Origin of the sequence: Paraburkholderia sp. BR10882 (genome assembly GCF_040948855.1) — a bacterium.
GTDB lineage: Bacteria > Pseudomonadota > Gammaproteobacteria > Burkholderiales > Burkholderiaceae > Paraburkholderia > Paraburkholderia nodosa_A.
On record NZ_JBFPKP010000010.1, the window covers coordinates 97850 to 121944 of the forward strand.

General features: G+C 60.4%; 21 protein-coding genes and 1 pseudogene. 17 read left to right on the plus strand and 5 right to left on the minus strand.

Features of this window, described 5'->3' with window-relative positions:
* The first annotated feature begins 22 nt into the window (after positions 1–22).
* From AB3X99_RS24515 to AB3X99_RS24575, 13 genes are all read left to right on the plus strand, one after another.
* Positions 23–1093, plus strand: a complete 1071-nt coding sequence (locus AB3X99_RS24515; RefSeq protein WP_342946392.1) for a VOC family protein — start codon at positions 23–25, stop codon at positions 1091–1093.
* 36 nt (positions 1094–1129) lie between these two features.
* Positions 1130–2086, plus strand: coding sequence for a fumarylacetoacetate hydrolase family protein (locus tag AB3X99_RS24520; protein WP_368618418.1), 957 nt, complete (start codon positions 1130–1132; stop codon positions 2084–2086).
* A complete protein-coding gene (locus AB3X99_RS24525) occupies positions 2083–4086 on the plus strand; it encodes an acyl-CoA synthetase (RefSeq protein ID WP_368618419.1) in 2004 nt (667 codons plus the stop codon). Before AB3X99_RS24520 ends, AB3X99_RS24525 begins: the two co-directional genes overlap by 4 nt.
* 322 nt (positions 4087–4408) lie before the next feature.
* Complete coding sequence (locus AB3X99_RS24530; protein WP_069266309.1) at positions 4409–5149, plus strand: OmpW family protein; 741 nt, start codon at positions 4409–4411, stop codon at positions 5147–5149.
* A gap of 192 nt (positions 5150–5341) precedes the next feature.
* A complete protein-coding gene (locus AB3X99_RS24535; protein ID WP_368618420.1) occupies positions 5342–8320 on the plus strand; it encodes a molybdopterin-dependent oxidoreductase in 2979 nt (992 codons plus the stop codon).
* A gap of 10 nt (positions 8321–8330) precedes the next feature.
* A complete protein-coding gene (locus AB3X99_RS24540) occupies positions 8331–9194 on the plus strand; it encodes a 4Fe-4S dicluster domain-containing protein (RefSeq protein ID WP_368618421.1) in 864 nt (287 codons plus the stop codon).
* Between the two features lie 171 nt (positions 9195–9365).
* Positions 9366–9938, plus strand: coding sequence for a TetR/AcrR family transcriptional regulator (locus AB3X99_RS24545; RefSeq protein ID WP_368618422.1), 573 nt, complete (start codon positions 9366–9368; stop codon positions 9936–9938).
* An 87-nt stretch (positions 9939–10025) separates the two neighbouring features.
* Complete coding sequence (locus tag AB3X99_RS24550; protein ID WP_069266312.1) at positions 10026–10964, plus strand: LysR family transcriptional regulator; 939 nt, start codon at positions 10026–10028, stop codon at positions 10962–10964.
* 306 nt (positions 10965–11270) lie between these two features.
* The gene (locus AB3X99_RS24555) at positions 11271–11708 is read left to right on the plus strand and encodes a hypothetical protein (RefSeq protein WP_368603020.1); all 438 of its coding nucleotides are present in this window, start codon (positions 11271–11273) and stop codon (positions 11706–11708) included.
* A gap of 86 nt (positions 11709–11794) precedes the next feature.
* Positions 11795–12076, plus strand: a complete 282-nt coding sequence (locus AB3X99_RS24560; protein ID WP_368618423.1) for a hypothetical protein — start codon at positions 11795–11797, stop codon at positions 12074–12076.
* A gap of 201 nt (positions 12077–12277) precedes the next feature.
* Entirely contained in the window at positions 12278–13018 is a 741-nt protein-coding gene (locus AB3X99_RS24565; protein ID WP_069266315.1) for a 3-ketoacyl-ACP reductase, read from the plus strand.
* A gap of 276 nt (positions 13019–13294) precedes the next feature.
* A complete protein-coding gene (locus tag AB3X99_RS24570) occupies positions 13295–14590 on the plus strand; it encodes an MFS transporter (protein WP_069266316.1) in 1296 nt (431 codons plus the stop codon).
* Positions 14591–14633: 43 nt separating this feature from the next.
* Positions 14634–15416, plus strand: coding sequence for a substrate-binding domain-containing protein (locus AB3X99_RS24575; RefSeq protein ID WP_368603022.1), 783 nt, complete (start codon positions 14634–14636; stop codon positions 15414–15416).
* Positions 15417–15450: 34 nt separating this feature from the next.
* On the opposite strand, the gene AB3X99_RS24580 is transcribed toward AB3X99_RS24575, so the two are convergent.
* On the minus strand, positions 15451–16416 hold the full coding sequence (locus AB3X99_RS24580) for a LysR family transcriptional regulator (protein WP_368603023.1): 966 nt from the start codon (positions 16414–16416) through the stop codon (positions 15451–15453).
* A 379-nt stretch (positions 16417–16795) separates the two neighbouring features.
* Here AB3X99_RS24580 and AB3X99_RS24585 point away from each other — a divergent pair, with 379 nt between their 5' ends.
* Positions 16796–17137: a BON domain-containing protein gene (locus tag AB3X99_RS24585; protein WP_368618424.1), complete on the plus strand. Its 342-nt coding sequence runs from the start codon at positions 16796–16798 to the stop codon at positions 17135–17137.
* Between the two features lie 148 nt (positions 17138–17285).
* Here AB3X99_RS24585 and AB3X99_RS24590 read toward each other — a convergent pair whose 3' ends face one another.
* A complete protein-coding gene (locus AB3X99_RS24590; RefSeq protein WP_368618425.1) occupies positions 17286–18101 on the minus strand; it encodes a hypothetical protein in 816 nt (271 codons plus the stop codon).
* Between the two features lie 598 nt (positions 18102–18699).
* On the opposite strand from AB3X99_RS24590, the gene AB3X99_RS24595 reads away from it, so the two are divergent.
* A complete protein-coding gene (locus AB3X99_RS24595; protein WP_368618426.1) occupies positions 18700–19878 on the plus strand; it encodes a porin in 1179 nt (392 codons plus the stop codon).
* A 156-nt stretch (positions 19879–20034) separates the two neighbouring features.
* On the opposite strand, the gene AB3X99_RS24600 is transcribed toward AB3X99_RS24595, so the two are convergent.
* Positions 20035–20610, minus strand: coding sequence for a TetR/AcrR family transcriptional regulator (locus AB3X99_RS24600; RefSeq protein WP_176732930.1), 576 nt, complete (start codon positions 20608–20610; stop codon positions 20035–20037).
* Between the two features lie 146 nt (positions 20611–20756).
* Here AB3X99_RS24600 and AB3X99_RS24605 point away from each other — a divergent pair, with 146 nt between their 5' ends.
* Entirely contained in the window at positions 20757–21479 is a 723-nt protein-coding gene (locus tag AB3X99_RS24605; RefSeq protein ID WP_368618427.1) for a glutathione S-transferase, read from the plus strand.
* Between the two features lie 63 nt (positions 21480–21542).
* Here AB3X99_RS24605 and AB3X99_RS24610 read toward each other — a convergent pair whose 3' ends face one another.
* Both AB3X99_RS24610 and AB3X99_RS24615 read right to left on the minus strand, forming a co-directional pair.
* Entirely contained in the window at positions 21543–21947 is a 405-nt protein-coding gene (locus AB3X99_RS24610) for a DUF934 domain-containing protein (RefSeq protein WP_368618428.1), read from the minus strand.
* Positions 21944–23734 carry a nitrite/sulfite reductase gene (locus AB3X99_RS24615; RefSeq protein ID WP_368618429.1) on the minus strand — a complete coding sequence of 597 codons (1791 nt, stop codon included), beginning with the start codon at positions 23732–23734 and terminating at the stop codon, positions 21944–21946. The genes AB3X99_RS24610 and AB3X99_RS24615 overlap by 4 nt, the downstream gene beginning before the upstream one ends.
* Positions 23735–23925: 191 nt before the next feature.
* On the opposite strand from AB3X99_RS24615, the pseudogene AB3X99_RS24620 reads away from it, so the two are divergent.
* Positions 23926–24051: pseudogene (locus AB3X99_RS24620) on the plus strand (porin); the annotation flags it as partial.
* Positions 24052–24095: the final 44 nt, after the last annotated feature.

The window sequence follows — 24095 nt, forward strand, 5'->3', positions numbered from 1 at the left end:
AACCGCCTGATTACGTTCCGCCATGAAACTGACTACTTCACAACCGGCTCGTCACCCCCATCCGACGGCGAAGGCGACCGCATTGGCCTATCTGGTATTCGATCGGTCAGATCTCGAGCAAGCCGAGCGTTTTCTCAATGACTTTGGGCTTCAAACCGTATCGCGGGACGAGGCGATGCTGCTTTTGCGCGGCACCGGACCTTCGCATTTTTGTTATGTAGTGCGTAGGGCATCGAAAGCGCGGTTTGTCGGATTTGGCTTGCAAGTCGGCGGCCGGGCGGAGCTCGATGCGCTCGCAAAGCTGCCTGATGCATCGGAGGTCGAACGCTCTGCGCTGCCGGGCGGCGGCTACGTGGTGCGACTCACGGACCCGTCCGGGTTCGCTATCGAAGCGGTATGGGGCCAGGCGCCAGCGTCAAGCTTGCCGCATCGGCTACCGCTGCCCTTCAATTCCGTCGATGCCACCGTCCGGGTCAACGGTACGCAGCGACCGCCCGAAAATGCCCCGGAAGTCATCCGGCTGGGGCATGTCGTGCTCGAACTCGCCGACTATCAGGAGACTTGTGCGTGGTACACGCGCCATTTCGGTTTTATCCCGAGCGATGTCCAGGTGCTTCCCGACGGGTCGCCGGCTGTCGCGTTCATGCGCCTGGATCTCGGCGACAGGCCGGCCGATCATCACACACTTGCGCTTGCCCAGGGCTTTGCGGCGACGTACAGCCACAGCGCGTACGAGCTCATCGACGCGGACGCGGTCGGTATGGGGCAGCGCGTACTGCGCAATAAGGGCTGGACGCACGCCTGGGGTATCGGCCGACATATCCTCGGCAGCCAGATTTTCGACTACTGGCAGGACCCGTGGGGCGACAAGCACGAACACTACTGCGACGGCGACCTGTTCACCGCCAACGAGCCGACCGGCATTCACGCCGTAAGCCGCGAGGCGATGGCTCAATGGGGGCCAACCATGCCGCGCAGTTTCACGAAACCCAGGTTCACGTTCGCGAGCATGGTGGCGCTTGTCAGAAATCTACGCCGCAGCCCTGACCTGACGCTGAGCAAGTTGCGGACGCTGGCAAAGCTTTTTGCCTGAATCACACCCTATTCACAGACTCCGGAGCATTCTGCAATGGCAATTCACGTCCTGCATTACCTTCATGATGGGCGCGCCCAGTGGGGTGTCGTCGCGGATGGCGTCATCACGCCGATTCCCGGCGAGTTCAGCTCGACAGGCGCATTTATCGCAGCCAATCCGGTAGAGCGGCTTATGACGCTCAACGGGCCGTCGATTCCCGAAGCAAAAGTACAGTGGCTATCGCCTGTGACCACCGACCAGCAGTTCATATGTCAAGGCGCGAACTATCGCCAACATATGATCGAGTCGGGCATGGACCCGGACGTGAAGAAATTCAACATGATCTTCACGAAGGCGACGAGTTGCATCGTTGCGGCCAGCTCGGCCGTCGTGAAACCAGACGCGGTGCGCTTCCTCGACTATGAGATCGAGCTTGGACTCGTCCTCAAACGCGATATCACGTCCCGTGAAACGATCACCGACGAAAACCTGCATGAGTACATTGCCGGGGCGGTGATCGTCAACGACTACTCCGCGCGCGATATCCAGATTCCGCAGATGCAGTTCTACAAGGGCAAAAGCTACTGGACCTTTGGTCCTGTCGGTCCTTATCTTTGCCTGCTCGAGAAGCAAGACATGCCAAAGTTGAAAGAGCTCGTGCTGACGCTGACAGTCAACGGAACCGTGCGCCAGAATGACACGACTGCCGGGCTGGTCTATGGCCCCGCAGAGACACTGTCTGAGCTGTCTGGCGTACAGGACCTGCGCACCGGTGACCTGCTCGCAACGGGTACGCCTTCCGGTTGTGCACTGAGCATTCCTTCACCTGAGAAGCAACGCGCTGCCGCGCAGTTGCCTGAAGCGGAGAAGTGGCGGCTTTTCCTGAAGATGCAGGAGGACAGGCCGCAGTACCTTCAGATCGGGGACGTTGTCGAGGCACAGATCGTCAGCTACGACCGCTCCATCAATCTGGGCACGCAACGTAACCTCGTTGTCGAAGAGGCAGCATGAAAGACGTCGCGAACGCGCAGGACGTCCTTGCTGTCGAAGCACAGGAGCAACTGGCTGATCTTCCGTCGAGTACCTACGAAATGATCCGCCGGGGCGCCGCCATCAATCCATCGGCGCCCGCGCTCTCTTTCTTCCTGACAGCCGACGACTATGCCAGCCCCGAGTGCTGGACGTATGGCGAACTGGTGCGAGATATCACGCGCACTGCCAACATGTTTTCGCGACTGGGCGTGCAAAAGGACACGGTCATTGCCTATTTGCTGCCGAATCTCCCGGAAACGCATTTCGTGATCTGGGGAGGAGAAGCAGCGGGGATTGTCTGCGCGATCAATCCGCTGCTCGAAAGCAATGCAATAGGCGAACTGCTCAATGCCTCCGGCGCCAGTGTGCTCGTCACCCTCGCGCCATTTCCTGGGGCTGGGACTGAACTGTGGCAAAAAGTGCAACCGGTATTGCATTGCGTCCCCGCATTGCGGGACCTGGTGCTCGTCAACCTGGCCGACCGGATTCCTGGCGAAAGGGGATTTGCGTCACGGATGCTGCAGCGTGGTGAGAACGCCAGGCTGCATGGCGAGGGTGGTATGCGAAGCGTGGTTCCAGCGCAGCTTCGGATTCACGATTTCGCGTCCGCTCACTCGAGCGAGTCCGGGGTCGTGCTCAACGGCTCACGTCGACCGAGCATCGATGATGTTTCGTCCTGCTTCTGCACGGGCGGCACCACCGGACTACCGAAAATTGCCATGCGCCGGCATCACAACGAAGTGGCCAATGCATGGAATGCGGGGCAATTCTTTGGCGAAACCATCGGCCCGGGTAAGACAATATTTTGCGGGCTGCCACTTTTTCACGTCAACGCCGTGATGGTGACAGGACTGCTGGCGTTTTCGCGTGGTGCCCACGTCGTCCTCGGCACGCCGCAAGGCTATCGGGGTGAGGGCGTTGTGAAGCGCTTCTGGGAAATAGTCGAGCATTACCGCATTAACTTCTTCAGCGCTGTTCCGACGCTCTATGGTTCGCTGCTGGAGGTTCCAGTTGGAGAGAACGATATCAGCTCGCTCGAGTATGGCCTGTGCGGCGCCGCGCCGATGCCGGTCGAGCTGTTTCGCAGTTTCGAGCTTCGTACAGGGATTCGCATCCTGGAAGGTTACGGGCTTACTGAAGGCGCCTGCGTCAGCAGCGTCAATCCGCCATTTGGAGAGCGCAGGGTGGGCTCGATTGGTCTGTGCCTGCCTGGCCAGGCAATGAAGGCCGTGATGGTGGACGAAGCGGGACGGTATGTACGGGACTGCGCGGGCGATGAAGTCGGCCAGTTGGTGATTTCCGGGCCAAATGTGTTTGTTGGTTATTCCAGGCCCGAGCAGGACAGCGGAATCTGGACAGACCTCGGCGACGGCGAACGTTGGCTCAATACTGGAGACCTGGGGCGCTGTGATGCCGACGGATACTTCTGGCTCACTGGGCGGAAGAAGGAACTGATTATCCGGGGTGGACACAATATCGACCCTGTGGCAATCGAGGAAGCACTGCATCGTCATCCGGCAGTCCAGATTGCCGCTGCGGTGGGGCGTCCCGATATGCACGCGGGCGAGCTGCCTGTCGCCTATGTCCAGCTCAAGCCCGGCGTCGCCGCAACCGAAGCGGAGCTTGCCGAGTTTCTGCGTGCCGGGATCAACGAGCGCGCTGCGCTTCCGAAGGGCATACGGGTCGTCGATTCGATGCCGCTGACGGCCGTCGGCAAGATATTCAAGCCGGCGCTGAAGCGCAGAGAAGTGGCAGACGCGTTACGGTCGGCACTCGTCGAGGCTGGCGTCGGTAATGCGACCGTGAACGTTGCAGATGACACGTCACGTGGGATTGCAGTTCACGTCGATCTCCCCGGTGCTGAATCAGAAGAGCTAGCGCGCACTACGCTAGGGCGTTTTCCTTTCTCCTTTTCGCTGTCTGTGTCGGCAGGTCTGGCAGGCGACAGTAAGAGCACTAAGCAGATAGAGACACGCTAAGCGCGTTCACGCGCATACGCTGCGCGTTTACTGAGGGGGCCTGACGATTATAAGGCAACGCTAACAGCAAGAAAGACCGCGGACCCTGCAACTGGACGATTTCTGTTTCGGTTCAGAAGGCAGCGCTAAGGAGGGAAAGATCGGAGAGGTCAGAGAATGGTCCCATTTAACTTAGCAGGACTACATAACACACTGGCCGGACATTACCGGTTGTGATTAAAACAGATGAATGCCGACACAACGCAGTGCCGTTCATTCATTTGAGCGGAACGTGACAACTGTGCGAGCAAAAAATCCCGGCCTAAGAGACAGGAGAAGACACGTGAGGAATGACAGGAGAACGATTCGCTGCGCCGGTCTGGCGGTTTGTATCTGCTCGGCTGCGCTTGCCGTTACTGCAAACGCCCAGACCGCTGGGAGCTTTACCGTGGCGACAGGGTGGCTTCACGTCGCGCCGCAAAGCAGCGCAACGCCGCTCACCGTGGAAAGCGTGGGCGGAATGACGGTGAATCAGCAGCTACCGGGTTCCGGAGCGCACGCGACGCCCACGGATACGCTGGGGATCACGACCGAGTACTACGTCACCGATCACATTGGCGTTGCCACGTTGATCGGGCTCCCGCTGACAGTGAATTTGGACGGTGATGGCGCGCTCGCGAAGTATGGCACCCTGGGCTCGACGCGGCCGATGCCGCCCGCTATCGTTCTTCGCTACCACCTGCTCGACGCCCAATCGAAATTCCGACCTTTTGTCGGGGTAGGCGTGAACTACACCTGGTTCACACAGGTTCGCACGACAAACAGTCAGTTTGTCACTGACAGCCTCGGTCCAGGCGGGTCTGCGCACGCATCACTCAGTTCGTCATGGAATCCGGTATTCGAACTCGGGGCGTACTACGCAATTTCAAACCACTGGTCCGTTGGAGCCAGTGTCGGTTACGTTCCCGTAAAGACTCACTTGACACTGGACGGGACGACGGCGAACGGGACGCAAATCGTTTCCCGGTCAACGATCCGGATCAATCCCGTGAATGTCTTCCTGAATGTCGCCTACACGTTCTAACCCAACACGAGCGACGTCCCAGGCGGACGCCTGCGAGGGTGGCAGCGTTTCACCATTAGAGATTTCAATGCACAGCACAGAGGTTGAAAGCGACCCTTCGGTTCAAGCAGTTGACGCGTGTCTGGACGTAGCTACGGTCAAGCATGCGTTTGTTTTTTCTCCCTGCAGCGATGTGTCATTCCGGATGAAACGATGAAGCGACAAGTACTCAAATCGATTCTGTTCGCGCTGCCGAAGGTACTCGCTCTGACGGCGCGCCGCTTCCCCGACTATCGTGAACGCCTCAAGGAGCGAGACCTGGTTGCCTGGATCGGGTTGATGGATCGGAGCCTCGGTCGCCTCATTGAGATCAGGAACGGTCGCATCCGGTCGCGAGCATGCTCGTATCAGGATGCGGAAGTGAGCATGCTGTTCAAGGACGTCGCCACGGCCCTCGAGTTCCTTTCTCCGCGCCAGGATCATGCCGACATTATTCATGCGGCGAAGAACTTCAAAGTCGTGACGGAGGGCGACGATGAACTGCTGGTGTGGTTCATGCAGACGCTCAGCATGATGCAAACCATCGGCCTGCCGATGGGCACGCCGATGCGAGATGGCACGCGCCGGTACACCACCTGTACGAACGGCGGGCCGCTGTTCGTCTACGTCAAGGAGGATCGCATCGTTCGGGTGACGCCTGTCGATCTGGACGAAAAGGATGCTGCCAGTTGGGAGATAGAGGCACGCGGGCGCCGCTTCAGCCCGCCACGGCGAGGCCTCGTTGCGCCGCACGCGCTGGCGATCAAGTCGCTCGTCTATTCGGACAAGCGCATTCTTCGTCCATTGAAGCGGGTCGATTTCGATCCCGACGGGGAGCGCAATCCGCAGAACCGCGGCAAGTCGGGCTATGTACCCGTTAGCTGGGACGAGGCCCTTGACATCGTCGCCAAAGAAATTAACCGGCAAAAACGCGTTCACGGTCCCGGTTCGATTACGTTCCCGATGTCGTCTCATCACCAGTGGGGCAATGTCGGCTACTACCTGAGCGCGCTAACGCGCTTTGCCAACCTGATTGGCTTCACCCGGGTGGCTGCGAACCCGGATAGCTGGGAAGGATGGTACTGGGGCGCGATGCATCACTTTGGCAATTCGATGCGCGTGGGCGTTCCGTCAGGCTATGGCGGCATCGAAGACTGCCTGAGGGAAGCGGAAATGATTGTCTTCTGGTCGTGCGACCCGGAAAGCACCAACGGGGCATATGCGGGATTCGAGGGCACGCCGCGGCGGCTATGGGCCAAGGAACTGGGTATCGAGTTTATTCACATCGATCCGCACTGCAATCCGACCGCACAGTTGCTGGGTGGGCGCTGGATTCCCGTGTGTCCGCAAACCGACGCGGCCCTCGCGACCGCCATCATGCACGTCTGGGTCGTGGAGGGTCTGTACGACGAGGATTACGTTGCGACCCGCACGACCGGCTTCGATGAGTGGCGCGCCTATCTGCTGGGGGAATCCGATGGGGTCCCGAAGACTCCCGAATGGCAGCAGTCCGAGACTGGCGTGCCGGCGAAAGATGTGCGGGCGCTCGCGCGCCTTTGGGGAAAGAAGAAGGTCTATCTCGCGGTCGGTATGACAGGTGCGGGGTTCGGCGGCGCAGGACGCGGCGCGACCGGGGCGCAGTGGGCGCGCTGCATGATCATGATGATGGCCATGCAGGGATGGGGCAAACCGGGCGTCAATTTCGGGTGTCTGGAGCTCGGCGCTCCGCACGACCTGCACTTCTATTTCCCGGGCTACGCGGACGGCGGCATGTCCGGTGATCTCGCGTGGACCGCCAATGCGGTGAACAACTATCAGCGAATGCCGCACATTCTGACCATGAATCCCGTCAAGCAGATGGTTCCGCGGCAGCAGCTACCCGACGCCATCATCAACGGTCATGCAACGGGGTACCTGTGGGACGGTATGTCTCAGGAAGCGCAGTTCGCGCCGTTTACTTATCCAATGCCCGGCTATTCGCCGATCCACATGATTTATCGATATGGCGGATCTGCTTTCAGCACGGTCACGAAATCCGGACGCTGGGCCGACGCCTACCGGCACCCCAGCATCGAGTTCGTGGTCAATCAGTCGATCTGGATGGAGGGCGAGGCGCAGTTCGCCGATATCATTCTGCCGGCGTGCACGTCCCTGGAACGATGGGATATTGGCGAATGGTCGAATTCGGGCGGGTATGCGCATCACGGCTTCAACACCGTCAATCACCGCATGGTGATGATGCAACACAAATGCATCGAGCCGCTGGGCGAGTCCCGCTCCGACTATGACATCTTCACAGCGATTCTGACCCGCCTCGGGCTCGGCGGCGTGTTCACCGAAGGATGCGGCGAACTCGACTGGGTCAAGAGGGTATTCGAATCGTCGGATCTGCCGGATCACATTTCATGGCGCAACTTCTGCCGCAAAGGCTATTTTGTCGTCCCGCCCGAAAAGCCTGAACTGCGCCATCCGGTGGACATGCGCTGGTTCGCGGAAGGTCGTCGCAAGGATCTGCAGGAACCGCATCCGATGCCCTCGCAATACGCCGAAAAGTTCGGCATGGGGTTGCAGACGCCTAGCGGCAAGCTCGAGTTCGTGCCGGAGTTGCTGAAGCGGCACACCGCCGACAACCCCGAGCGGCCGCCGCTGAACCGGTATATCCCGTCGTGGGAGGGGCTGCGCAGCGAGCTGGCCCAGCGCTATCCACTGCAACTGATTGCGACTCATAGCCGGTACAGCTTCCACACTCATTGCGACGGCAAGCATTCGTCGGTCAACAGCGTCGACGATCATCGCGCGTTGATCGGTGGGCATCGCTTCTGGCTGCTGCGGCTCGGCCCCGCCGACGCGGCGGCCCGGGGCATTGCCCATCGCGATCTCGTCAAGGTCTTCAACGACCGCGGCGCGGTTATTTGTGCGGCTGACGTGTCGCCACTGGTGGCCGTCGGCGTCGTGAAGTCATACGAGGCGAGCGCTGAATTCCAGCTCATCGAAATCGCCGGTGAGCGTGTCGAGATTGGCGGCTGCATGAACATGCTGACGCCTGACCGGCCCCAGACGGCCGGGACAAGCAGTATGAGCCCGAATTCATGCCTCGTGCAGGTCGAAAAGTGGAAAGGCGCCGACGCGTTCATGCTCGGCCGCGCAGCATGAGGAGCACACGATGAGCAAGTGGAATCTGGTTATCAACGTCGGGCAATGTGAGAACTGCCAGAACTGCGTGATCGCTGCGAGAGACGAGCACGTGGGCAACGACTTTCCCGGGTACGCGGCACCCGCAGCGGTCGATGCCGAAAGCCCCATCCGCATCCTGCGCCGGGTCCAGGGCGACTCGCACATGGTCGAGACGACGTACCTGCCGGTCATGTGCAATCACTGTGACGACGCGCCATGCATGCGAGTGGGTGGCGATGCGATCCGCAAACGCGCCGACGGTATCGTCATCATCGATCCGGAGAAGGCCAGGGGCAGAAAGGACATCGTGAAAGCCTGTCCGTACAGGGCGATCGTCTGGAACGAGGCACTGCAACTGCCACAGATCTGGATCTTCGACGCGCATCTGCTGGACGAGGGTTGGCAACAGCCGCGATGCGGGCAGTCATGTCCTACCGGTGTTTTCGAAACCATCAGGCTCGATGACGCTGCAATGGCACACAAAGCGCGACGCGAAGGGCTCAGGGTTCTGGAGCCCAAACTCAAGACAAAGCCCCGGGTGTGGTATCGCGGCCTCGAACGCTGGGATACCTGCTTTATTGGCGGCAGCGTCAGCGCACGGGTGGGGCAGGTAGACGAGTGCGTGGCTTCGGCCGCAGTCGCGTTGTATACGGGCGGCCAGAAGGTTGCCGATACCGTCACGGACGCGTTTGGCGACTTCCGGTTCGCAGGACTGGCCAAAGACAGCGGGCGCTATCGAATCGAGGTACGCCATGACTTCGGCGATGCGTCGCGTGACTGTCAGCTGGGCGAAAGCGTCTATCTGGGCGAGATCGAACTCGCCCGGTCGACCAATGAAGTCGAGGCTGCCTGACGCCACTATCTCTTTCGCTCACGCCCTCAATTTTATGATTGACGAAAAAATCAGAAGTGAGTTTAATATACAAATAGAGCGATCCGAACGTGTGTTGACTCATTGAGAACCCGCCGCTGGCGCGCCTCGGTTCCGGTGAACGCAGAAGGCGTCGCTCGCCAGTGCTACATCATGAAGCACGAACGTTTGACACACGCACAAAGGAAGCGGCAGACCCGCGAGCGCCTCTTTGACGCTGCAAGAACCGTTTTCCTTGAGAAGGGCGTGGCCGCTACGAGCGTGGAGGACATTGCCGGGGCGGCGGGTTACACACGCGGAGCCTTCTACTCGAACTTCCGCGGCAAACGGGACGTGCTGGTTGAGCTGTTGCAGCGCGACGCAGTTCTGGCCCGCGAGAACATGCAGGCCTTCATTGAAATGGGCGGCACGCCCAAAGAGATGCTGGCACGCGCGATCGCCTGCTACGGCAATGGGGAATTTGACAGCGATTGCTTCCCCCTTTGGATCGAAGCGCAACTTCTCGCGCGTCAAGATAATTTGTTCGGGGAGCGTCTTGATGTATTGCGGCACGAGACGCTCTTCCATATCAGCAACTGCTTGCGGACGTTCGTGCCTGATGCCGACAGGCTATGGTCTGGAGGCGCTGATGCGCTCGCGGTCGCTCTGATGAGCCTGTCTGATGGGCTTCAGTTCGTCAGGATGTGCAACACGCAGACGGTCAAAGGCCAGGTTCGCGGTCCGTAGTCATCGGTTCGCGATTCAGACGTCACAAGACGATGTCCTCAGCGCGACCGGCAATGCCGTAACAGAGACACCTGGTTTATCTCAACGATGGAATATATCGAAAGTTTGCGCCTTTTCCGCACCATCGTCGAAGTCAAAAACTTTCGGCGAGCTGGCGAAATGATGGGCCTGTCACCCTCGGTCGTCTCCCGTGCGATTGCGTCGTTGGAAGAGCGCCTCGGGGCGCGACTGTTTCACCGGTCGACTCGACAATTTTCGTTGACGGAAGCTGCGGAGTGCTTCTACGACGGGTGTTGCCGCGTCCTCGACGATCTGGATTGCATGGAAGCGAGCGCCGCGGACCACGGCCGGCTACCGACGGGAGTGTTACGACTGGTTGCGCACACGACGGCCGCCCTGACGTGGCTGCCGCCGTTGATTGCGTCGTTCAGACGGAAACACGCAAATGTCACGCTCGATATCACGCTGACTGAGCGGCCAGTTGACCTGACGGCCGACGGTTACGATCTGGGTATCGTGCTGCCATTCATGCTGGCGACGGATCTGGCAGTGACACGGCTTCTGCAGCGGTTACCGCTCGTCATCGTGACAACGGAAGCTTACCTTGGCACGCATCCTCGGCCACGGCATCCTGCTGATCTCGAGCAACATGCATTCGTGACGGTTCCGCCGTCAATGCACAAGCCGTTTGTCACGTTTCGGACAGGAGAGGAGAAGATCGCCGTCCCGATCAACTACGAGATATCGTCGAACAATCCGATCTTTAACCGCGACGTCATTCTGGAGGGATTGGGCATCGGTTTGCTTCCCATCGCGCTCGTGGAAGAAGACATCAAGTCGGGACGACTCATTCGACTGCTGGAAGACTTCGAGATCGCGGATACCGCGGCGGAGGTCCGGCTGGCGTATATAGGGCGCGCGATGTTGCCAGCGAAGGTTAGAGCGTTTATTGATCACGCCGCGGCGTTCTTCGAGGTTAGTGAAGGCAGTGCCACTCGCCCACAGGTTGTCCGGGAACACCAATGATGCAGCAGACATTCAGAAAATTGATTTCTTGAGAGGGTCGAGTGTCTTGCGCATAATTGACACAACGATCAATATTGAATGTAATGTCATTAACAGTCTTTGCTGGTGTCCCGGTAGAGAGCGGTGTCATGGCGGAGTCGCATGCCAGGCGCGCAGTCGCGAGTGTGCGCGTACCACAGAAGGGAGTGTGAAGGCGAGGCGCTTAAGGCTATTGGATCACATGCCGCTGCCGACCGACTGCACGTGGACCTGCAATGTCCTGGCAAACACATTGGAGGGCAGGCGGCCCGTCGCCAATTGAATACGATGAATGCAACACTCTTATCAGCTACAGCGGCATTGTTCGGTGCAGCGATTGGCGGCCTGACATCTCTTGTTACTCAACGAACGCAGGCAAGGGCAGAGTGGCTCGCGCACGACCGCATCCGCCGACAGGACCTCTATAGAGAATTCATCGAGCAGGCATCGCAATGCTATGTCCACGCGCTACAGCACAAAGAGCCGGACGTTACCGCACTCGTCAGTCTGTTCGCTAAGATAAGTCGCATGCGTGTCCAATCCTCCACCGAGGTTTCCATTGAAGCCGATCAGATCGGGCGAAAGATTGTGGACACCTATGATGCCCCGGAGAAAACTTTCGTCGAACTGCGCGAAATGCTCGCCGATGGCTCGATCGACATTCTCAACCGATTCAGCGATCTTTGCCGCGACGAATTCGATTCGCTGCGGTCGGAGCAATTTTGAGTGAACCAATAGGCGTGAACAGCTCTGGCTTCCCGTCGACATTCGAGTAGAACGCGTCTCGAACAACTAGTGCGAAAGGTGCGGATATGACGACAGGTCGCTACAGGGCGGATAGGCAGTGGTTGATCGAGCATGATATGGAACTGGCGCGAAGTGCTTCCCACATCGCAAGCATGATGCATGAAGAAAGCATGCAGGCAGCCATCAGGGAAACCCTTCTTCAGTTCGAGGCCGCGCACGGACCTGAGGAGTTGAAAATATTCACGCGCGCACTCGCCAGGAAGCTGGAGGAGCGCGGAAACCTGAGAGCAGCCGAGGTAATCCGGGGGTTTGTAAAGCATGGCCCGTCGCCAGGGGCAACGCCTTAAACCTTCGCTTCGCTCGCGTTCGCGCAAGAGCGGATGGTTATGCAAAGCGCCCGTATCAGCATGTAAAGCAATGAGTTTCGAGTTTTCGCGAGTTGTCCAACAGTTCTAACGCGATTTTCGAGTGCGTGTAAAACGCGACTCATCGTAGCTGTACCTGAAAGCGTTTCGATCTACCAACGTAGCGCATGGGAGGCGGCAACAATGGCACAGCGAATTGCTTATGTAACAGGGGGCATGGGCGGAATCGGAACCGCAATATGCCAGCGGCTCCATAACGACGGATTTACCGTAGTCGCCGGCTGTGGGCCAAATTCATTGCGTCGCGAGCGGTGGCTGACCGAGCAGGCTGCACTCGGTTTTTCCTTCACCGCCTCGGAGGGCAACGTCGCGGACTGGGAATCAACTGAGGTCGCCTTCGCCAAGGTAAAGAAGGAGATCGGCGAGATCGATGTGCTGGTGAACAACGCGGGCATTACGCGAGACGGCGTGTTTCGCAAGATGTCACGTGAGAACTGGAACGAAGTCATTGCCACGAATCTGACCAGTCTTTTCAATGTGACCAAGCAGGTCATCGACGGGATGGTCGGAAGGGGATGGGGGCGCATCATCAACATCTCCTCCGTGAATGGACAAAAAGGACAGTTCGGCCAGACCAACTACTCGACCGCGAAGGCAGGCATTCATGGCTTTACGATGGCGCTTGCCCAGGAAGTCGCGACAAAGGGCATCACGGTGAATACGGTATCCCCCGGGTACATCGGGACGGATATGGTTCGGGCCGTTCGTCCCGAAGTGCTTGATGCCATCGTCCAGAGCATTCCAGTCAGGCGCCTCGGAGAAGCCAATGAGATCGCTTCAATTGTCTCGTGGCTCGCCAGCGATGAAGCGGCCTTTTCGACTGGAGCGGACTTCTCGCTGAATGGTGGGCTTCACATGGGGTAAGGATCTCAACCGAAGTCAATTTGCTCTCTCGCGGGTAACCGGGTGGCGGCGACACTCCCTCTCCGCCGCGTAACTGGTCGTCGGATCCCTGACCACTGCCAGTTGAGTCGAGGCCGCGGCACGAAAGGTCGCGGCGGCTTCGACATCGATTGATAACCACAGAACATCAATCGTTCAGAAAATTGCACTTATCGTTTTGCCGGCTCCGGGCGAATATGGCGAAAGCCACAATCGACCGGAACGCCGCGTATGTTCCAGAATTCAGGAGACACCTCGATGGACCCCTCGTCTAACCTTTCGACCAGACATTCAAAGGCCGCCGCGGTTTTCCGCGTAACAGGCGGGAATTTCCTCGAGCAGTTCGACTTCTTCCTGTTCGGCTTCTACGCCACGCAGATCGCCAACGTTTTCTTTCCCGCCAGGAGCGAGTTCGCCTCGTTGATGATGACGTTCGCGGTCTTCGGTGCCGGCTTCCTGATGCGGCCGCTGGGCGCCATCGTGCTCGGCGCCTACATCGACGACGTCGGCCGCCGCAAGGGCCTCATCGCTACGCTTTCCATCATGGCGAGCGGCACCATCCTGATCGCGTTCGTACCGGGCTATGCGACGATCGGACTTCTCGCGCCCGCGCTCGTGCTGCTCGGGCGGCTGCTACAGGGCTTCTCGGCGGGCGCCGAACTGGGTGGCGTGTCGGTGTATCTCGCCGAGATGGCCACGCCCGGCCGCAAGGGCTTCTTCACGAGCTGGCAGTCGGCGAGCCAGCAGGTCGCGATCGTCGTCGCTGCGGGCCTCGGCTTTGCGCTCAACCAGTGGCTGAGCGCACCGGCCATCGCCGCGTGGGGCTGGCGCGTACCGTTCTTCGTCGGCTGCATGATCGTGCCGTTTATCTTCATGCTGCGTCGCAATCTGGAGGAAACGCAGGAGTTCAAGGCGCGCCAGCATCGCCCGAGCATGAAAGAAGTATTCGGCACGCTGGTCCAGAACTGGGCCGTCGTCGTCGCCGGCATGATGCTGGTGGCGATGACCACCACGAGCTTCTATCTCATCACCGTCTACGCGCCGACCTTCGGCAAGACGGTCCTGCACCTGAGCACCGCCGACAGTCTGCTCGTGACGCTCTGTGTCGGCGTGTCGAATTTCGTGTGGCTGCCGATCGGCGGGGCACTCTCCGACAAGATCGGCCGCCGGCCGCTCCTCGTCGGCATGACGGTGCTCGCTATCGCGACCGCATACCCGGCCCTGTCGCTGCTCGCTCACGCGCCGAGCTTCGTCAACATGCTGCTCGTCCTCCTTTGGCTCTCTTTCATGTACGGAATCTATAATGGCGCGATGGTCGTCGCGCTCACGGAAGTGATGCCGGTGCAGGTACGCGTTGCTGGCTTCTCGCTCGCCTACAGTCTCGCTACGGCCGTGTTCGGAGGCTTCACGCCGGCGATCTCGACGGCGCTCATTCATATGACCGGCGACAAGGCCGCACCCGGCTACTGGATGAGCCTGGCCGCAGCGTGCGCCCTTTTGGCGACGTTCGCGCTCTATCGCCGCCGCGCAGTGACACTGACGCCGGCGCACTGATGCGTTTCCCCCGCTCGCATCGCAACCCAGCACGACCACGACCATGAGAAACCTGCTTCTGAAACTTTGCGCGGCAGCGCTCGTCGCAACCTCGGCCGCTGCGGCGAACGTGCAGGCCGCCGATCTGCACGTCATGAGCTCGGGGGGCTTCACCGCTGCGTACAAGGTGCTCGGCCCGAGGTTCGCTTCCCAGACGGGCAACACGCTCGACACCGCGCTCGGCCCGTCGATGGGCAAATCGCCCGAAGCGATCCCCAACCGGCTCGAGCGTGGCGAGCCTGCGGACGTCGTCATCATGGTCGGCTACGCACTCGACGACCTGATCAAGCAAGGCAAGGTCATTCCCGGATCGCGGGTCGAGCTGGCCGATTCGCGCATCGGCATGGTCGTGCGTGAAGGTGCGGCAAAGCCCGACATCGGCTCGACGGAAGGCCTCAGGCAGACCTTGCTGCATGCGAAGTCGATTGCCTACTCGGACAGCGCGAGCGGCGTCTATATCGAGCGAGAGTTGTTCAGGAAGCTCGGTATCGAGGATCAGGTCAGGTCGAAAGCGAAGATGATTCCGCGCATTCCAGTGGCGTCGGTGGTGGCGAACGGTGACTACGAAGTCGGCTTCCAGCAGGTGAGCGAATTGCTGCCCGTCCAGGGGGCAACGTTCGTTGGCAAGATTCCCGAGTCTCTGCAGTCCGTCACGCGTTTCGCCGGCGGCATCCCCGTGGGCGCGCAGCATCCGAAGGAAGCGAAGGCGCTCCTCGACTATCTCGCATCGCCCGATGTGCAAGCCGAAGTGAGATCGACCGGGCTCGATTCCGTCTCCGCCCATTGAGGCAGAACCATGGGAAGGCTTGTCTCAGCCAGCCTCACGATGCGGTCTTCCTTCTCGTCTTCGCCGTCGTCGCGCTGTTGCCCACGACATCACTGCGTGCGACGCCGGCACGCTTCGTCTCGATGATCGTCCGGTGAAACTCCTGTGCAGCCGGTGTGAGCGGCCGTCCGCGCCGTCTTACGATTCCCACGCGTCGTTTCACCACCGGTTCGACGAGCGGCACGCTCGTGAGGATTGGATGGTCATGTCCGGGCATGGCCATTGAGGGCACGGCGGCGACGCCGAGCCCCGCCTCGATCAATCCGAGCATGGTCGTCACGTGCCGGGTCTCGCAAACGCTCGGTGCTCGCGGCGCCACGGCAGTGAGCGCCTGGTCGAGCAACAGGCGGTTACCGGAAGTCTTGTCGACCGAGACGTAGTCGTGTTCGTAGAGCTCGTCCCAGGTCACGCGCTTCTTGCGTGCAAGCGGATGGTCGCGGCGGCAGGCAGCAACGAACCGCTCCTGCAGCAGGACTTTGAACTCGATCTCGGACTCTTGACTGCCCATGAAGCTCACGCCGAAATCAGCCTCGCCGCTGATGACGGCGCCAAGCACCTCGTTAGCGCTCGAATCGAGGAGCTTGACCCGGATGCGTGGAAAGCGGCGATGATAGCTCGCGATGACGCTCGGCAGAAAGTAATACGCCACCGAAGGCACGCACGCGATAGTCACATGACCCAAGTGGCTCGATGAAACATCGCGAATGCCGAGCAGCGCGACGTCAAGATCATCGAGCAGTTGTTCTGCGCTTTGGGCGAACACGCGGCCGACGGTGGTGAGCGTGACGCTGCGCGTGGTGCGCTCGATGAGACGCACGCCGAGCGCTTCCTCGAGCTTGTCGATCCGACGGCTCAACGCTGGCTGGGATATGCTCACCGCCTCCGCGGCCTTTCGGAAGCTTCCCAGCTCCACCACCGCCCGAAACGCCTGCAAGTCATTCAAATCAAAGTTCACGCCCACAACCGGCCTCCGCATCCTGGATGCCGACTATTTTGCATGATTCAGCAGAGATCCCCACCACCCAAATGACGCCCGTATCCGCAGCTTTGGGACTGCCACCGACATGAGTGTGACGGACTGGTTTCGCACAACCACATTCGTGTTCGCGACGCAGTTGTCTCTTTATGGCCGACCTCTGTCCGCGCTACCGCGCAAAACGTGCGGGCCGTGCCGGCCGCCGGCGCGGCGAAGAATTGAGCATCCTCGTACAATTCATGCGGTGGCCTTGAGCTTCCTGACAAACCTGTCGGCGCAGCTGCATTAGTTTTCCTGCGTTCCGTTAGTGTCTCTGTGAGACCACTGTTCGGATTCGTCGTAACTCTGAAAAAGGAGAAAGAGAATGAAGGGTATTCAGGCAATCAAGCTGGCTGGTGGCGCACTGATCGTCGCCGCTTCGGTCAGCGCATGGGCGCAGGGGAACGATACAGGCACGGCGCCTGCCACTTCGCAAACGTCGAAGCAGGCCAACCACGCATTGGAAAAGAAAGTGCGTGCCGCACTGGATCACGCGAAGGACATCAAGCCGGAAAATATTGTGATTCGCGCTCGCGGTGGCGTGGTGACGTTGGAAGGCACCGTTCCGGATTCCTCGCAGGTCGACAAGGCCGCTCAAGTCGCACAGGGCGTTGCCGGCGTGACCTCGGTCAAGAACGCATTGACCATCAAGGAAGTGGGTCAGTAACCCTGGCCTTTGGCGGGCCGCCCTTTCGTTTGCGCGAGGGTGCGGCTTCGCCGTTCCCCCGATATGGCCGCCCCACGGGCGGCTGCTGGCTGCTGTCCAGGATCAGTGGTCATCCGCGCCTTCGCGGCAGGCGGCACGTCCGGAGAACTCAGCTGGACGAAGCCGCGCGCGACGTCGACCATGTCAGTGTGAATCGGACGCTGCCGCGGGTGGGAACATAGAGCGCGCGAGTCCGCTCCACGCCGTCGAATGTGGCAACGACGCGGTAGTGGCCAGGGGGCAGCCGCGCGAACAGGTAGGGGCCGGCCGATGTGCCGGCAAAGACGACCTTCCCGTTGGACCCGAATATCTGCACGGCGACACCCGACAGGTACTCGCCCGATGCGGTGGTGAATGTTGCCCGCATGCTATAGCCGGGCGCGAGCCTGCGAAGCGTAGTGGCTTCATCCTCGCCCACGCCGCCCGTGACATAGGCGATACCGCGGTCGTGTCCGACCGGTATGTCGCTGGCTGGGATCTCCTGAACAGGCGTCTTGCTGGGCGGCGCCTCAGTGGGGGGCGTCTTGTGGTCGGGTGCCTGCCGCGCAGGCGCGACGGCATGTGCGTGGGGTCTGCTGATACCCGATTCGCAATCCAGTCCGGGTATGACGCCATTGGGGCCGCCGAACCCGTTCATCGGACGTCCTTCCAGCAACCAGCGCGGGAGGGAGAGATCTTGCGCTTTTGCGCGGGGAATGAGCGTACTGCGCATGCGCTCCACGACCATCCGACGTTCGTCGAGCGTCGACGCGCGGTGCATCTCTGCGCAGTACTCAATGCGTTCGTCGTCGCTCAGTAACAGGGAGGAAATCGATTCTGGGGGCACCTCTGGCTGCCTCGCGTGCCTGGCAAAGGCTGCTGTCGATGCAGTGCACACAGCCACAACCAGGACGGTTCTCGACAGGCGGGAAAATGTCGTGAACATGATGAACCTCCGGGCCAATCTCGGGAGTGCGGCACCGGGTCCCTCCCGGAGGCGCCTGCGAGAGCCTCGACCTGCTTCAGACATTTCAGACGCTTCAGACGTTTCAGACGGGCAACGGCGATTGACGTGTCTTTTACGCGGTGAAATGCGCCAGGCGCAAGTACCACCGCAGTGTAGCAAGTCGGACGCGCAGAAGCCGGCCGGGTGGTCCCATCGAGTACGCGAGCGGTCGTGTGAGGCTGGACTCGATCCTGCGGCGAACTCTCGCAGAAAGCCAAATCCTGTGAACCGCGCAACAGAAGAAAGTATTGTTTCGCTTAATTCATTCTTTACACTATAGCTCCACTGCCGCAGCGTTGAATAGCTTGCCTCGTGCTCAAAGCGGCGCGGCGCATCGAGGCCCAACAGCCAGGTCGTTTTCCCGAACATAGAGTTATCAGACGATTTGCACCTACCTATCCCGGCACAGCAGATAAACAACACCCTGTAACGAATAGCTGTGCGGCAATGAAATGACACGCTACGCTCCCGTTCACGGCCTTTTGGTTCGAGCGCGAAAAGACTTTCCCAGTTACCCATCAATTACTGTGGATTGCCAATGAAAAAAATACTTATTTTTAGTGCCACTGGCGCGCTGTTCGCTGCAGCGGCGTCGTCGGCATTCGCACAAAGCTCGGTCACGCTGTACGGCATCGTCGATGAAGCCATTCGGTATCAGACGAATGCTGGCCCGGGTGGCAATGATCAGGTTGCGATGACGTCCGGCCCGGAAACCCACAGCCGCTGGGGCTTGAGGGGCAGTGAGGATCTGGGCGACAGCTGGTCCGCAATCTTCCGCCTCGAGAACGGCTTCGAAGCGTTCAATGGGCAGCTACACGTGCCCGGCACACTGTTCAGTCGGCAAGCTTTCGTGGGTCTGTCCAACAAAACGTGGGGCTCGCTGACCTTTGGCAGGCAATATGCGCCGGCCTACGACACCTTGGGCGATATCTTCGACCCGCTGACCGTTGGCAACTATTGGCAAAACAGCTGGATGTATAACGGCATCGGCCCTTACCTGGAAGTCAACAACTCGGTCAAGTACAAGGGCAGCTTCGATGGCCTGGATATCAATGCCCTTTACGGCTTTGGCAACCAGCCGGGCGCGCTCGGTCTCGGCGCCACCTATGCCGTGGAACTGACTTACACATACGGCCCAGCCATGCTCAACGCAGGCTTCCAGCAGGTCTCCGTTCCGACGTCTGCGACTGGCTCTTCGGTTGGCACCAGTGTCGGCAGCTCGATCAATGGCGCCAAGACCAACTTCCTGCACATCAGCGGCGCGTTTCAGATCACCCACGACATCCGCCTGCTGGCCGGCTGGCTGCGGGGGCAGGACCGGACTGGTTTGACTGATAGCTATATGCAGCAATCTGGCGCGCCGACACTGAAGGGTAGCGGCAGCCCCAACCGTATCGACGACACCTGGTACATCGGTGCGAACTGGCACGCCATGCCTGCGCTGCTGTTCACGTTCGCCTACTACTACGGGCAGACGCGCAACGCAGAACTGCTCGACGGCACCCTCGGCAGGGGGATAAACCAATCGGCTACCGTTCTCGCCGAATACTCGTTCACGAAGCGCACGGAAGTCTACGGGATCACGGACTTCGCGCGCGGCACAGGCGCCTTCTCCGCCGACTACCCGGGCGGGGTCAACGGCGAGGGCATTCCGACCAACACCATTGGCCGCACCAATCAGGTGGGCGTGGCAGTCGGACTTCGCACGATATTCTAGAGACGCGTGCATACCCTCCGACACGGGCTCGGGCCGGCGTAGCAGCGTCGGTCCGCTGTCGAGCGCGCAGCTGACGCTCCACCGTTCGTGCGCAAGCCATCGTGGACGGCTCAGGTGGTCGTCTCTCGTACCGGTTTTTCCGGCAGGCCCTGCGCCTCATGCGGGCAAAAGTCCAGCTTTTCGATAGCTTTCGATGAGTGCGTCATAGAGAGAGATATCAGAACGGCTCTTCGCAATGAGCTGAGCGCCGGCGATGGCAGCAAAGATAGCGCGAGCGCGCTGTTTGCTCTCCCGGGAACCGACCACCGCCGCTGCGGACAGAACCTTGCTCAGCCACGCGACGTTCACGTCGGCAAAGGTCAGGACTTCATTCATCACGACATCCGGCAAGTCGTCAGTTTCGGCGGCCATGAAGCTGCAAAGGCATATGCGATTGCCGGTCTCAAGCGCCTTGCGGAATGTGTCTGGATAGTGACGCAGGCAGTGCAGCGGATCCTGCGATCTGGCCAGCATGTCATCGAGAGCCGCCGCGGAATCCTCCCAGTAACGCCTCGCTACCGCGGCGCCGAGATCAGCCTTGCTTTCGAAGTGGTGGTAGATGCTCGCGGCCTTGATACCAACCTCGTCCGCAAGATCACGATAGTTCAAACCGCCATAGCCGTGCGCCTGCGCGAGCCTCGTGGCGGCCGCCAGGATTCTCTCCCTCGAGTTTGAGCTCGCGTCATTTCTCACTGCTTCAGCCTCCGCAAACAGGAAATGGGTGTTGACACCGCTCATTGTACCTTCTATTGTTAACCTAACAAACGTTAGGTAGGGGCGTGAGTGACGTGTCTTTACAAGGCCCAATCCAATGCAACCGACTATGGAGCGAACCGGCAATGACTTCCAGTACCGTCAATTTCGAAGCAACCCAGGTGCCAGTGATGAAGATTTACGAGTTCCCGACAGGGCCGTATCCGACACGCGTCCGCATCGCGCTGGCTGAAAAGCAGCTGCAATCATGCGTCGAGTTCGTGATGGTCGACCTTTACAAGGGGGAGCACAAAAAGCCCGGCTTCATCGCCGCCAAGAACTATTCGGGGACGCTGCCGGTGCTCGAACTCGATGACGGAACCTGTATCGCCGAGTACACCGCCATTACCGAATACCTCGACGCGCTCGACGGCGCGCCTACGCTCACCGGCAGCACACCGCGCGAAAAGGGCGTGATCCACATGATGAGCAAGCGCGCCGAGCTGGAGCTGCTCGACGCCGTCAGCGTCTATTTCCATCACGGCACGCCGGGACTGGGCCCCGACGTCGAGACGTATCAAAACCCGGAGTGGGGGTTCCGTCAACGCGACAAGGCGTTGAGGGGTATGCGCTACTTTGATGCCGTTCTGAAAAGCCAACCCTATGTCGCCGGCGAGGCTTTCTCGATGGCCGACATCACCGTCATCGGCGGTTTGGTCTTTGCGAAACTTGTGAAGCTACCGGTGCCTGTGGAGTGTGATGCGCTTCAAGCCTGGTACGCAAGAATGCTGGAGCGTCAGAGCGTCATGAATCAGCCGGTATTCGCTGCCCTGACCCGGGCGTCACAACCGGCCGGGACGGACCAGTGACGCAACGAAAGCGGTGACCGGTTAGAACGGCCACGCGCACGAATGCAGTAAGAGGTTAGGCGGTCACTCCAACGCGCTCCCGCGCCACGGCGCTTCGCGCAGGGCATCACCCTGATAGAACGCGGGGAAGCGTTCGAGCTGGCGAAGGGCATCCGCCATGGACACGTCAGCGCTCAACACGGCGCTCGAAAACCCTGTTCGCTCCATCTGGAGCAACTGATCGACGAGCACTTCGCCCGTCGCTCGCAGGTCGCCTTCGAAGCCGAGCCGTCGCCGGATCAGGTAGGCCTGGCTATAGGCGCGCCCATCGGTGAACGACGGGAATTGAAGCTCCACGCGCGACGCAGCTGCAATTTCGATGGCGTAGGCAAGCGGATCGGCATCGTTCGCGAGGATCAAGGTGGATGCCGAAACATCGCCGGCATGAGCCTCAGCGTCCAGAAGACGTATGCGTGAGGCGGTTTTCATGCCGTGCCCTCCGTCGTGGCTCGAACCCCATCGGCGGCCGCCTTGAACGGTTCGAGCCCCACGCGGCGCACCGTCTCGATGAATGTCTCGTTGCATTCGCCGTGCGGCTCGCGCAGCGCGACGTAAGCACCGATCAAGGCTTCGATGACCTCTGGCACTTCCTGCGCGGAGAAAGACGGGCCGATCACCTTGCCAGGACGCGCATCGCCGCTGCGTGCCGACCCGTCCGAGCCGCCGAGCGTCACCTGGTACCACTCCGCGCCGTCCTTGTCGACGCCGAGTATGCCGATGTGCCCGCTATGGTGGTGGCCGCACGAGTTGATGCAGCCGCTGATATGCAGGTCGATCTCGCCGATGTCGTTCAGTTCGTCGAGGTCCTGGTAACGTTCCATGATGCTCTGCGCGACCGGCAGCGACCGCGCGTTGGCGAGTGCGCAAAAATCGCCGCCGGGGCAGGCGATCATGTCGGTGAGCAGGTGCACGTTCGCGCTCGCGAGGCCGGCCGCGTTCGCCGCTTGCCACAGGGTGAGCAGATCGTCGGCGTGAACCCACGGTAAAACGACGTTCTGCGTGTGCGTGACACGCGCCTCGCCCGCGGAGAAGCGATCGACGAGATCCGCCACGCGTTCGAGCTGGTCGGCGGACGCATCGCCGGGCGCCTGCAGCACGCGCTTGAACGAGAGCGTGACGATGCGCAGCGACGGGTCCCTGTGCGGCGCGACGTTGCGCTCGAGCCAGCGCTGCAGCTGTGGCGTGCTCGTGGCTGCAGCCTCGAGCATGGCGGGGGCATGCGTATCGACGACACGTGCCGTATCGAGCTTCGGCGGTTCGATAAAGCAACGGCGAACCCGCTCGAACTCGGCCTGCTCGATCGTATGCGGACCGCCGTCGATGTCGACGATCTGCCGGAACTCTTCCTCGACTTCGTCCACGAAGCGCTGGCCCTCGGCCTTCACGAGGATCTTGATGCGCGCCTTGTACTTGTTGTCGCGGCGGCCGTACTGGTTGTACACACGTACCACGGCCTCGATGTAGTTCATGATGTGCCGCCACGGCAGGAACTCACGCATCAGCGTGCCGATCATCGGCGTTCGACCCATGCCTCCGCCCACGGTCACACGAAAGCCCAGTTCACCCTGTTCGTCGCGCACGAGGCGCAGGCCGACGTCATGCCAGCCCGTCGCCGCACGGTCTTCCGTCGCGCCGGTGATCGCAATCTTGAACTTGCGCGGCAGGAAGGCGAACTCAGGATGCAGCGTGGTCCACTGCCGCATGATTTCGGCGAACGGGCGCGGGTCTGCGATCTCGTCGGGAGCGACACCCGCACGCTCGTCGCAAGAGATATTGCGGATGCAGTTGCCGCTCGTCTGGATGCCGTGCATGTCGACCGTCGCAAGCAGGTCCATCACGTCCGCCGCTTTCGAAAGCGGTATCCAGTTAAACTGAACGTTGGTGCGTGTCGTGAAGTGGGCGTGATGCGTGGGCAACCGCCTCGTACCGAGCTTGCGTTGCGCATCGAGCGCGCTGCGGTATACCTCGGCCTCAGGTTCGTCGTACTCGCGGGCCACGCGAGCGAGCACGCGAAGCTGTGCGCTCGACAGTTCGCCGTACGGGACAGCTACGCGCAGCATGGGTGCGTGCCGCTGCACATACCAGCCGTTTTGCAGACGCAGCGGGCGAAACGCATCCTCGCTCAGGCTGCCTTGCTGCCAACGCTCGATCTGATCGCGGAACTGCGCCGCGCGGCTCGCCACGAAGGCCTTGTCGAATTCGTTATAGCGATACATGGTGAGTGCGGAAATGCCGTGATACGGCGGACAGAGAAAGGACGACGTTATCGCGTCCGCATCGGTGTCTCAAGAAGCAGATGCCGTAGAAATGAGCGCAGCAGAAGCGTTCCATTGGCGAAGCCCCGCACGACACGACAGTTGTCGTGTTGTTGTTCGATCACTTGCTTGATTTCCCGCGCTGCCGTAGCGTCTACGCCGAGGCGATGTAGCAGCACGTGTCGGGTCACCAGTACGTCGCGTTCATCAACACCGCAGGCGGCGCATCGTCAACGGTGAATCAGGTCGCGGCAACGGTGGGCATTCGCACGCGGTTCCAACCCCCTTTGGGCGCAGCGGTCCCGGCGCCGTTCAGACATCG